The organism is Ewingella sp. S1.OA.A_B6 (assembly GCF_049889095.1).
Taxonomy (GTDB): domain Bacteria; phylum Pseudomonadota; class Gammaproteobacteria; order Enterobacterales; family Enterobacteriaceae; genus Ewingella.
This window is the reverse complement of sequence record NZ_JBLJFK010000003.1, coordinates 64,314-76,064: the sequence shown is the minus strand read 5'-3', so window position 1 is coordinate 76,064 and position 11,751 is coordinate 64,314. Positions and strand designations below refer to the sequence as shown.

At 52.4% G+C, this 11,751-nt stretch carries 11 protein-coding genes; 4 read left to right on the top strand and 7 right to left on the bottom strand.

Translation table 11 applies throughout. The annotated features are described in order from the left end of the window. Window positions 1-55: 55 nt before the first annotated feature. From ACMV8I_RS10140 to ACMV8I_RS10130, 3 genes are all read right to left on the bottom strand, one after another. The gene (locus tag ACMV8I_RS10140) at window positions 56-361 is read right to left on the bottom strand and encodes a putative quinol monooxygenase (RefSeq protein ID WP_498865105.1); all 306 of its coding nucleotides are present in this window, start codon (window positions 359-361) and stop codon (window positions 56-58) included. Between the two features lie 48 nt (window positions 362-409). Beyond that, entirely contained in the window at window positions 410-997 is a 588-nt protein-coding gene (locus ACMV8I_RS10135; RefSeq protein ID WP_498865104.1) for an NAD(P)H-dependent oxidoreductase, read from the bottom strand. 89 nt (window positions 998-1,086) lie between these two features. Beyond that, a complete protein-coding gene (locus ACMV8I_RS10130; RefSeq protein WP_498865103.1) occupies window positions 1,087-1,260 on the bottom strand; it encodes a hypothetical protein in 174 nt (57 codons plus the stop codon). 55 nt (window positions 1,261-1,315) lie between these two features. On the opposite strand from ACMV8I_RS10130, the gene parC reads away from it, so the two are divergent. The 3 genes from parC (at window position 1,316) to ftsP (ending at window position 6,051) form a co-directional block, all read left to right on the top strand. Next, window positions 1,316-3,589, top strand: a complete 2,274-nt coding sequence (gene parC, locus ACMV8I_RS10125) for a DNA topoisomerase IV subunit A (protein WP_498865102.1) — start codon at window positions 1,316-1,318, stop codon at window positions 3,587-3,589. Between the two features lie 226 nt (window positions 3,590-3,815). After that, complete coding sequence (locus tag ACMV8I_RS10120; RefSeq protein WP_498865101.1) at window positions 3,816-4,559, top strand: 1-acylglycerol-3-phosphate O-acyltransferase; 744 nt, start codon at window positions 3,816-3,818, stop codon at window positions 4,557-4,559. 76 nt (window positions 4,560-4,635) lie between these two features. After that, window positions 4,636-6,051 carry a cell division protein FtsP gene (gene ftsP / locus ACMV8I_RS10115; RefSeq protein ID WP_498865100.1) on the top strand — a complete coding sequence of 472 codons (1,416 nt, stop codon included), beginning with the start codon at window positions 4,636-4,638 and terminating at the stop codon, window positions 6,049-6,051. A gap of 79 nt (window positions 6,052-6,130) precedes the next feature. On the opposite strand, the gene dkgA is transcribed toward ftsP, so the two are convergent. Beyond that, window positions 6,131-6,952, bottom strand: a complete 822-nt coding sequence (dkgA, locus tag ACMV8I_RS10110; RefSeq protein WP_498865099.1) for a 2,5-didehydrogluconate reductase DkgA — start codon at window positions 6,950-6,952, stop codon at window positions 6,131-6,133. A 268-nt stretch (window positions 6,953-7,220) separates the two neighbouring features. On the opposite strand from dkgA, the gene ACMV8I_RS10105 reads away from it, so the two are divergent. Beyond that, window positions 7,221-8,147: an AraC family transcriptional regulator gene (locus tag ACMV8I_RS10105; RefSeq protein ID WP_498865098.1), complete on the top strand. Its 927-nt coding sequence runs from the start codon at window positions 7,221-7,223 to the stop codon at window positions 8,145-8,147. Between the two features lie 17 nt (window positions 8,148-8,164). Here the strand turns inward: ACMV8I_RS10105 and ACMV8I_RS10100 are convergent, their stop codons facing one another. The 3 genes from ACMV8I_RS10100 to ACMV8I_RS10090 form a co-directional block, all read right to left on the bottom strand. Then, window positions 8,165-8,863, bottom strand: a complete 699-nt coding sequence (locus tag ACMV8I_RS10100; RefSeq protein ID WP_498865097.1) for a DedA family protein — start codon at window positions 8,861-8,863, stop codon at window positions 8,165-8,167. A 255-nt stretch (window positions 8,864-9,118) separates the two neighbouring features. Further along, window positions 9,119-10,315, bottom strand: coding sequence for a cystathionine beta-lyase (gene metC / locus ACMV8I_RS10095; protein ID WP_498865096.1), 1,197 nt, complete (start codon window positions 10,313-10,315; stop codon window positions 9,119-9,121). A 139-nt stretch (window positions 10,316-10,454) separates the two neighbouring features. After that, window positions 10,455-11,747 (bottom strand): TRAP transporter large permease, encoded by a 1,293-nt coding sequence (locus ACMV8I_RS10090; protein WP_498865095.1) that lies wholly within the window; start codon window positions 11,745-11,747, stop codon window positions 10,455-10,457. Window positions 11,748-11,751: the final 4 nt, after the last annotated feature.

Sequence of the window (11,751 nt, the reverse complement as noted above, 5' to 3'; positions counted from 1 at the left end):
CAGAGCATCCGGCGTTTTTTTATGTCAGATTTCAAGGCGACCTGACATCAAATAATCACGCTTTTTCGATAATGTGGATCACCACATCCAGCACGTCGGCTTTGATGTTTTCACGGTGCTGGTCCATATGCGCCGCCTGCTGGTGTGCTTCAAGGTGCGCCAGGCTTTCCCACTCCTCCAACATGAAGATGGAGTGAGGAACAGTTTTACGCCACGGGATCTGACCGTTGAAATCAACGTAGGGCTCATAGCGGTGACAGCCTTTCTCTTCGAGAACGCTTGGCAACAGCGCGATGATTTTTTCCAGCACCTCGTCACGGCGGCCCGATTTTACTTTGATTTCGGCAATAACAGTGATCATGAAATCCTCTTTGTACCTGTCGGAAAAATATCGATGCGAAGACTAAACTTAAGCCTGACCAAACACATATTCAAGGTGCGTACGGTAACGGGCAAAATCGCCCTCAACATTCGGTTGCTTGATGACGTCGTTACACATGAAAGTAGGCAGTGTATCCAGACCAATGAACTGATTGGCTTTGTGCTGTGCCAGATACACGCCGTCAACCCCAACACCGTGGAAGAATTGCTCTTTATCTTCAAAGGCTTCCAACGGAGCATTCCAGGTAACAGAGAGCATGTAGCTCTTGCCCTGTAACAAGCCGCCTGAGCCATATTTCTGCGCAGCGTCTGAACGGGTACGACCATCGCTGGCGTACAGTTTTCCGTGACCTTCGGTGAAGACTTCATCGATATATTTTTTCAGCGTCCATGGCATCCCCATCCACCAGCCCGGTTGCTGATAAATGATGGCATCTGCCCACAGATAACTTTCAATTTCGGTCTGAACGTCATAACCCTCTTCAAGAACGGTGACCCGCACCTCGTGGCCCGCGTCGCGTAAGAAGCTTGAGCCGACGTCAGTCAGGCTGTTGTTCAGTGCGCCTTTTGAGTGGGCGAAGGTTTTACCGGCATTAATAATCAGGATATTGCTCATGTTGTAGGGTCTCGTTGATAAGCTGTTGTCCCCATTCTACTCAAAACCGCATGGCAGAAAAATGTGATATTGCGCACAATACTATTGACTCAGATGCAATAATACGGCGCTTCAATAGGCAGGAAGAACATTTTAAGCCACTTTATAGCCAACTTACCGCGGCGGTAGCGTTCAGTATCACAGCAACTGTGACAGGAATGCGGCAGATGATGTACTATCGCGGGCATCATCGCCTCGTAGCGGGCAATGTTGTGCCCCTGCAAGTGTGAGCCTCCTTATTTTCCAAAACGATAACGCCACGGGTCTGAGGATTAATCAATGAGCGAAATAACTCATGACGGTACAGAGCGTTTAGCGCTGCACACGTTTACTGAGAACGCCTATCTCAACTATTCCATGTATGTGATCATGGACCGCGCGCTGCCGTTTATCGGTGACGGCCTCAAGCCTGTGCAACGCCGCATTATTTATGCGATGTCCGAACTCGGCCTGAGCAATAACGCCAAATTCAAGAAATCCGCCCGTACCGTCGGTGACGTGTTAGGTAAATATCACCCGCACGGTGACAGCGCCTGTTATGAAGCCATGGTGCTGATGGCACAACCCTTCTCCTATCGCTATCCGCTGGTGGACGGTCAGGGGAACTGGGGTGCGCCGGATGACCCGAAATCCTTCGCCGCCATGCGTTATACTGAATCGCGTCTGTCGAAATACGCGGACGTGCTGCTGCGCGAACTGGGTCAGGGTACGGTTAATTACGTACCGAACTTTGACGGCACCATGCAAGAACCAAAAACCCTGCCAGCGCGCCTGCCGAATATTTTACTCAACGGTACGACCGGTATTGCCGTGGGGATGGCGACGGATATTCCGCCGCACAACATTCGTGAAGTCGCTAATGCCGCTATCGCATTGCTGGAAAAACCGGGCAGTACGCTGGAAGATTTACTGGAATTCGTGCAGGGGCCTGACTTCCCGACCGAAGCTGAAATCATTACCCCGCGTAATGAAATCCGTAAAATTTACGAATCTGGCAAAGGCTCGGTGCGGATGCGCGCCGTGTGGCACAAAGAGGATGGCAGCGCGGTGATCACCGCCTTACCACATCAGGTGTCCGGAGCCAAAGTGCTGGAGCAAATCGCCGGCCAGATGCGCAATAAAAAGCTGCCGATGGTCGAAGATCTACGTGACGAATCCGATCACGAGAACCCAACCCGTCTGGTGGTTGTGCCACGTTCCAACCGTGTTGATCTCGATCAGGTGATGAACCACCTGTTTGTTACTACCGATCTGGAACGCAGTTACCGTATCAACATGAACATGATCGGCCTGGATAACCGTCCGTCGGTGAAAGGGCTGGTGGAAATCCTGACGGAGTGGCTGGCTTACCGCCGTGATACCGTGCGCCGCCGGTTGAACTTCCGTCTTGATAAAGTGCTGAAGCGTCTGCATATCCTCGAAGGTTTACTGACTGCCTTCCTGAGCATTGACGAAGTGATCCATATCATCCGTACCGAGGATGAACCTAAACCGGTACTGATGGCTCGCTTTGATCTGAGTGAAACGCAGACCGAAGCGATCCTCGAGTTGAAATTACGCCATTTGGCTAAACTCGAAGAGTTCAAAATTCGCGGTGAGCAAGCTGAACTGGCGAAAGAGCGCGATCAGTTACAAGCGCTCCTTGGGTCAGAACGTAAGCTCAGTACCTTAATCCGTAAAGAAATTCAGGCTGATGTTGAGGCCTATGGTGACGATCGCCGTTCGCCAATCACCGAGCGTGAAGAAGCCAAAGCCATGAGCGAGCACGATTTTGTGCCGTCTGAGCCGGTGACCATCGTTCTGTCTCAAATGGGCTGGGTACGCAGTGCCAAAGGCCACGATATTGATGCCAACGGTTTGAGCTACAAGGCCGGTGATAGCTTCCGTGCGGCTGCCAAAGGCAAGAGCAATCAGCCGGTGGTCTTTATTGACTCGACCGGCCGCAGCTATGCGCTGGATCCGATGACGCTGCCTTCAGCGCGCGGTCAGGGTGAGCCGCTGACGGGGAAATTGACGCCACCGCCGGGTGCGACTATCGAACAGGTGCTGATGGCCCAGGACGATCAGAAACTCCTTATGGCATCAGATGCGGGTTACGGTTTCGTCTGTACCTTCAATGATTTAGTGGCACGCAACCGTGCAGGTAAGGCAATGATCACCTTGCCGGATAATGCCAAAACCCTGCCGCCAATCGAGCTTCATGGTGAAGACAACATGTTGCTGTCGATAACGGCAGCGGGTCGTATGTTGCTGTTCCCGGTCTCCGATTTGCCGCAGTTGTCGAAAGGGAAAGGCAACAAAATTGTTTCAATTCCTTCGGCGCAGGCGGCATCGGGCGAAGACAAACTGGTCTGGCTGTTGGTGTTGCCACCGCAAACCTCTCTGACCCTGTACGTCGGCAAGCGTAAGTTGACGCTGCGACCGGAAGAGTTACAGAAATTCCGTGCAGAACGTGGTCGCAAAGGAACGCTGTTGCCACGTGGCCTGCAACGTATCGATCGCGTCGAAGTTGACTCACCGTTGCGTAAATCAGTGGGTAACAGTGAAGAGTAACGCCATCAGGTAACCGAACCCGATCGAACAATTCGGGGCACATTAGTGCCCTGAATACTTTGTTAAAACGAGGCAATTTTTACGTTGCTGCAAAGTGCAAAAACTTTACACATGTATCAATAAAACCGTTGTATAGCGCTGACCGAGGCCTGAAAATAGCCCAGCGTTGAGGAAAGAGAACTGCGAGGTTTTCTGCTGGCTCCGGCGGTATGCTTAAGAGGATGTTATGTTATTTATTTTGCGTCTGATCATCGTCGTTATCTATTCGATTCTACTGTCTATTTTGGGTTGTATTTATTGCCTGTTCAGCCCCAGAAACCCGAAACACGTGGCCACCTTCGGCCATATGTTCTCGCGTCTGGCACCGGTGCTGGGTATTACCCTGGAAAAACGGATCCCGCCTGAAGCGGCGCATTACGGTAACTGCATCTATATTGCCAACCATCAGAACAATTATGACATGGTTACCGTTTCGTCCATGGTCCAGCCAAGAACCGTGACGGTTGGCAAAAAAAACCTGGCGTGGATCCCGTTTTTTGGCCAGCTTTACTGGCTGACTGGTAACCTGCTGATTGACCGTGATAACCGTGCTAAAGCGCACACCACTATTTCGCAGATGGTTGATCATATAAACAAAAAAAACATCTCCATTTGGATGTTTCCGGAAGGGACGCGCAGCCGTGGCCGCGGTTTGATGCCGTTTAAAACCGGTGCCTTCCACGCCGCGATTTCCGCCGGCGTGCCAATCGTGCCGATCTGCGTGTCCAACACCCACGGGACAGTTAAACTCAACCGCTGGTCCAACGGTCTGGTAATTATTGAAATGCTGCCGCCGATTGATACCTCACAATATGGTAAAGAGCGATTGCGCGAGCTGTCCAATCACTGTCATCAGGTTATGGCTGACAAAATTGCAGAACTTGACGCCGAAGTAGCCCAGCGGCAGGCTGCCGCGAAAACGAAAAAATAGTCCTCCCTTTGCGCCCGCAGCCAATGAAGGCAATGGGTTGTTAACACAGCTTTGATTTTGTTTTCATGGAGAAAATATGTCACTCAGTCGTCGTTCATTCCTGCAAGCATCCGGCCTGGCACTGGCCGCAGGTGCATTGCCACTGAGGGCACAAGCGAGTGGAACGCAACCAGCCTTGCCCGTTCCGCCATTAATAGAGTCCCGCCGTGGACAGCCATTATTCCTGACCATGCAATCAGCCCATTGGTCATTCCTCGGGGGGAGTAAAGCACCGGTCTGGGGATTTAATGGTATGTACCTTGGACCTACGGTGCGGGTCTACAGCGGTGATGACGTCAAGCTGATTTACAGCAATCGCCTGTCTGAACCGGTGTCGGTGACTGTCAGCGGTTTGCAGGTGCCAGGTACGCTGGCTGGTGGTGGCGCGCGCATGATTTCGCCGGGCGTCGATTGGTCGCCGGTTCTGCCTATCCGTCAGCCTGCAGCAACTTGCTGGTATCACGCCAACACCCCAAACCGTATGGGACCACACGTCTATAATGGGCTGGCGGGGATGTGGCTGATTGAAGATCCGATAAGCAAAAACCTGCCGCTACCCAACCACTATGGCGTAGATGACTTTCCGGTGATCATTCAGGACAAGCGCCTCGACAACTTCGGCGTGCCGCAATACGACACTCCTGCGTCTGGCGGGTTCTTTGGCGACACTATGCTGGTCAACGGTGTACAGGGGCCATTTGTCGAGGTTTCACGTGGCTGGGTGCGCCTGCGTTTACTCAATGCGTCTAATGCCCGTCGCTATCAGCTTAGTCTTAGCGACAATCGCGCTTTCCACGTGGTGGGTTCCGATCTTGGCTTCTTACCTGCACCGGTCAGTGTTCAGCGGCTATCTCTGGCACCGGGCGAGCGCCGGGAAGTTTTGATTGATATGTCGCAGGGTGACGAAGTGTCGATCACTGCAGGTGAAGCGGCCAGCGTGATGGACCGTCTCCGTGGCTTGTTCGAACCTTCGAGCATTCTGGTTTCCGCACTAGTGCTAACGCTTAAACCGACCGGCCTCTTACCCTTAGTGACCGACAATCTTCCTATGCGTCTGCTGGCCGACCAAATTCTCAGTGGCAGTGTCTCCCGCACCCGTGAATTCCGCCTGGGTGATAGCCCGCCGGGCATCAATGGTTCCCTCTGGGACATCAGCCGTATTGACGTTACGACTCAGCAAGGCACGTGGGAGCGCTGGAATGTGCATGCCGACATGCCGCAGCCATTCCATGCTCAGGGCGTCTCTTTCTTGGTGAAAAGTGTCAATGGCGCTGCGCCGCTGGTGGAAGATGCCGGATTTAAAGATACGGTATGGATCGATGGTGATGTCGAACTGTTGGTTTACTTCAACCAGCCATCCTACGATCATTTCCCGTTCCTCTACTACAGCGGGGCGCTCGAGATGGCCGACCGTGGCTCCACCGGCCAGATGATCACCATGCCGTCGATGTAACGCGCGTCACAAACGTAAGACATAAAAAAAACCGCCGTGGCGGTTTTTTGCTTTCAATACGTGCAGGTACAGGTGTGGATCAAAACGTATCAGGATCTGGCCCTAAACGTTTACCCGCATCCAGTTTGGCGATTTCAGTTAGCTCTTCCTTCTCTAGTTTGAAGTCAAACACGTCAAAGTTTTCGCGAATACGTTTTGGCGTCACGGATTTAGGGATCACAATTAAGCCGCTGTCCAGATGCCAACGGATCACCACCTGTGCCGGGGTTTTCTCATACTTTTCCGCCAACTTTTGGATCAGCGGTTGGTCGAACACGCCTTCGCCGCCCTGTGCCAGCGGGCTCCAGGATTCGGTAGCAATATTATGCGTGGCGTTCCAGGCATGCAACTGACGCTGTTGCAGTAGCGGATGCAGCTCAATCTGATTCACTACCGGGAAGATCCCGGTTTCATCTTTAAGCTTTTGCAGATGCGGAATGTGGAAATTACACACGCCGACGCTTTTCGCCAGCCCCTGTTCCTTCAGTTTTTGCAGCTGCTTCCAGGCTTCCACAAAATTACCCTGATCGGCTTTCGGCCAGTGAATCAGGTAGAGATCAACGTAGTCGAGACGCAATTTCTTCAGGCTGCTCTCCAGCGCTGCCTGCGCATTCAACTGGTCGTCATTCCAAAGTTTGGTGGTAATGAACAGCTCTTCACGTGGAACGTTTATGGCGCTCAGCGCTTCGCCAACGCCCTCCTCATTTTTATAAATGGCGGCGGTATCTATGTGGCGATAACCCGTGTTAATCGCTGTGGTGACGGCGTTGCTCGCCTCTTGGTTGCTGGCCTTCCATACGCCGAGTCCTAACTGAGGCATTTTGTTGCCATCGTTAAGTTTGATGTTGGGTTGCGTTGCCATGAGTTTCTCCTGTTTAACCGTGGGGTTTAATCAGATGCAATCAGATGAAGGTTTTGCAAAACCTCACGTGCTTACTAAAGCCTAGCAGCTAACGGCATTTATGCTGATTTCTGCTACGCACTGTAATACTTAACACCCTAACAATATTCTGGTGCAGTAATGATGCTCATTTCTGTCTAAAGCTTGCCTGTTTCTGCTAAACGCTGTAGGAAATAGTGCGTCCATGGCAGAATCAGTGCCGGATCATTGAGAGTGAAGGAAAGGGTAAATGGAAGATGTAGAGGGGCTTTGTACCCGGCTGGCGTTACATGTCGCCCGGCTTAGTGGCGATAAACTGCTCAGTCAGTCGATCGTGCCGCAGGTTTCGTTGATGCATACCAAGCGACACCACCCACGCACGCCGGTGCTGTATAACCCCGGTCTGGTGATCCTGTTCCAGGGCAGTAAAATCGGCTATCTGGGCAAGCGCACCTTTTCCTATGATCCGAAAAACTACCTGATGCTGACGGTGCCATTGCCTTTTGAATGTGAAACCTTTGCTACGGTGGAGCATCCGCTAGCCGGGATCCAAATCAGTATTAACACCGTCATGTTACAGGATTTGCTGATGGACATGGAGGAGGCTGGTTTTACCGGACAAAAAGATCAATCGTCCGGTATCAGTTCTGGCGTGCTGGATGAAGACATTCTTTGCGCCGCTGAACGCTTGCTTGATGCGATGGCGAAACCTTTACGAGCCAAAGTGTTAGGTCCGCAGATCATCCGGGAGATCCTGTTTATGGTGCTGACCAGCGACAACGGTGGCGCTTTGCAGGCGTTGGTTAACCGCCACACGCACTTCTGCCAGATTGCCAAAGCGCTGCGCCGTATCGAAAGCCAGTACGCCGACAACCTCAGCGTTGAGCTGCTGGCCAGTGAAGTAAACATGAGCGTCTCAGCTTTTCATCATAACTTTAAAGCGGTCACCAGCACGTCTCCGCTGCAATATTTGAAGACCTACCGACTGCATAAAGCGCGCATGATGATGATGTACGACGGATTGAAGGCCAGTTCGGCGGCATTACGTGTCGGTTATGAGAGTGCGTCGCAATTTAGCCGGGAGTTTAAGCGTTACTTTGGCGTGACGCCAAGTGATGAAATGGCGCGGGCGCGCGAAGGTCACTCGCTGACGTTAGCGGATACACTGATTAGATAATATGTATAAAAAACCCGCTATTCAGCGGGTTTAGTTTTGATCTCACAGGCGCAGGGTGCGGATTTGCATTTTCGTTTCTTCCAGACAACTAACAACGCACCTGCCAACCCCACCACTAAAAGAAATACCGGCAGGATCATCAGCCCTGCCATCACCTGATCTTCATGGCGCTTGACGATCGGAATATGGCTAAGGGCGAAGCCCAGCGAAATCAGCGCGCCGACCCATAACAGCGAGCTTAGCCAGTTAAACAGCTGGAAGCGGGCATTACTCAGGCCTGAAATACCGGCGATGGTCGGCAGTAACGTGCGTACAAATGCCAGAAAACGGCCAGCCAGCAATGCCATTAAACCGTGCTGCGTAAACATCTGATGAGCACGCTGATGGTAGTGCGCTGGAAGCTGCAATAGCCAGCCTTTGACCAATTTCGTATGGCCCAACCAGCGGCCCTGAATGTAACTCAGCCAGCAACCCAGGCTGGCTGCAATCACCAGAATGATCAGTGTCGGAATAAAGCTCATCACCCCTTTTGCAATCAACGCGCCGGTTAATAACAGCAGGCTGTCACCCGGCAGGAACGAGGCCGGAAGCAGGCCATTTTCCAGAAAAAGGGTGACAAATAATACGGTATACACCACCCAAAGTACCTTAGGGTTGGCGAGGACGCTGAAGTCATGCTGCCACAGTGCATGAAAAATATCGGTAAGTACTGCCATAGTCTGTCCTGTCAGGGTTTTGTGAAAAACGGCCACAGGGTCAGTGTAACGCAGATCGGTCGTGCCGGGGTTGATCTGAGGACAATGCTCAAGAGCAGTAATAATTTAGTCATAGAAGCCTCACGCATCATTCGCTGAGGCTAGGTCTTTATGCAGATAAAAATGAGCACATGAAAATATGCTGATAAATTAATGGCATTTTCGCGGACAAATATCGACAGACAGCGTGCGGATCTGCGCTGTCCGTCGCAATCATTAAGCTTTAGCCGCAATACGTTGGAAGGCGGTCTCCAGATCGGCGATCAGATCATCGCGATTTTCCAGCCCGATGTGTAGCCGCACCAGAGTACCGCTGAAATCGACGGTTTCTGCCGGACGGATCGCCTGGATCTCTTCTGGCTGGTTTGCCAGCACCAGTGACTCGAACCCGCCCCACGAATAGGCCATGCTGAAATGTTCGAAGTGGTCGAGGTAATCCGCCAACTGTTGATCGCTGAGCCGTTGTTTCAACACAAAAGAGAACAGACCGCAGCTGCCGGTGAAATCACGTTTCCAGAATTCGTGTCCGGTGCTTCCTGGCAACGCGGGATGGTTGACCCTTGCCACTTCCGGACGCTCGGCCAGCCACTGTGCTATCTGGATGCTGCTCTCTTCATGTTGACGCAGGCGGATGCTTAGCGTGCGTAACCCACGACTGGCGACGTAAGCGGTGTCGGCATCGACCATCTGGCCCATCAGGTAGGAGTGTTCACGCAGTTGTTCCCAGCAGCGTTCATTACTGACGGCGGTGCCAATCATCGCATCAGAGTGGCCGATGATGTACTTGGTCCCAGCTTGAATCGAAATGTCGATATCAAATTCCAGCGCTTTAAACAGAATGCCCGCCGCCCAGGTGTTGTCAATCATCACCACTACGTGGGGATTCACGGCACGGACTGCGCGAACCATCGCCGGAATATCCGGCATCTCCATGGTGATAGACCCTGGCGCTTCCAGGAACACAACTTTGGTATTAGGCTGCATCAGCGAACCGAGTTCACCGCCGATCGTCGCCGGGAAATAAGTGGTGGTGACGCCCAGTTTTCTCAAGACTTTTTCGGCAAAATCCTGTGTCGGTTCATAGGCTGAACCGGCGACCAGAATGTGATCGCCGGTGGAGACAAACGACAGAATAGCGTTGCTGACTGCCGCCGCGCCGCACGGGTAAAGCGCACAACCGGCGCCACCTTCCAGTTCGACCATCGCCTCCTGAAATGAGAAGTGAGTCAGCGTACCGCGACGACCATAAAACAGTTCACCCTCGGCGCGGTTTTTGGTGGCGTGTTTTTTATCGGCTACCGTGTTGAACACCAGCGATGAGGCTCGCTGGATCACCGCATTGACAGAACCTAAGGTGTACTTTTTGTCACGGCCAGCGCTGATCAGCGTGGTTTCTATATTTTTTGCAGACATCGTGCCGATTTCATCCCGTTAATCAATGTACACCCGCACTTTACGGCACGGGCTTTTCTTTAACTTAACATGATGATTCAGGGCGGTGCAGGTTTTGCCACGTGGATGAGAAAATTTCAGGCATCTGACAGCCAGCGCTTTATCCAGTATAGACGCCAAACAGCTTCGGCAAGGTAAGGGAAATCGCCGGAATATAGGTCACTAGTATCAGCACCGTGAACAACACGCAATAAAATGGCAGCATGGCTTTCACCACTTTCTCAATGCTCTGTTTACTTACCGCACTGGCGACAAACAGGACCGAACCGACTGGCGGAGTGATCAGCCCAATGCCCAGATTGACCAGCATAATCATGCCGAAATGCACCGGATCAATGCCAAGGGAAAGGGCTACCGGCAGCAGTACCGGGGTGAGGATCAAAATGATCGGTGCCATATCCATCAGCGTGCCGATCAGTAGCAGCATGATGTTGATACACATCAGGATCACGTACTTGTTGTCGGAGATCGAGGTGAAGAACTCCGTGATGCGCATCGGCAATTGCATGTAGGTCATGACCGCGCCAAAGCTGGCCGCGAAGCCGATCAGAATCATTACGATGCTGACGGTTTTAACCGTGCGGTACATCAGTTTTGGCAACTCTGACCATTTATAGTCCCGGTAGATAAACATGGTGACGAAGAATGACCACAGGCAGGCGATGGCGGCGGACTCGGTGGCGGTAAAAATCCCGCTGAGAATACCGCCCATGATGATGACCACAGTCATCAGCCCCCACAGAGTATCGACGAAGATTTTCAGCGCCTGCTTAAAGGGGACACGTTCGCCTTTTGGATAGCCGCGTTTGTGGGCGAATACCACGCACATTACCATTAAGCTCAGACTGAGCAGCAGACCGGGCAGGATCCCGGCGATAAACAGCGCGGCGATAGACACCGTGCCACCGGTTGCCAGCGAGTAAATCACTGAATTATGGCTGGGCGGCGTCAAAATGGCCTGCACCGAGCCGCTGGCCGTCACCGCTGCCGCGAAATCACGCGGGTACCCTTTCTTCTCCATCTCCGGGATCATGACTGAACCGATTGAGGCGGTATCCGCTACTGACGAGCCGGAGATCGCACCGAAAAAGGTTGAGGCCACGATATTCACCAACGACAGACCCCCTCGAATAAAGCCAACAAAGATATAGGCAAAACTGACCAGTCGCCGTGCGATCCCCCCTTCGGCCATGATTGCCCCCGCCAAAATAAAGAACGGGATGGCCAGCAGTGAAAACTTGTTTACGCCGTTGGTGAGTTGGATCATCAGCGCTTCCAGCGGTAAATCAATCCAAAGTGCGCCCGCCACGGCGCTCAGACCAACGGCGTAAGCAACCGGCACGCCGATGGCAAGCATCACCCCCAGCGTTAACAGTAAAATTAATGCATCCATCACG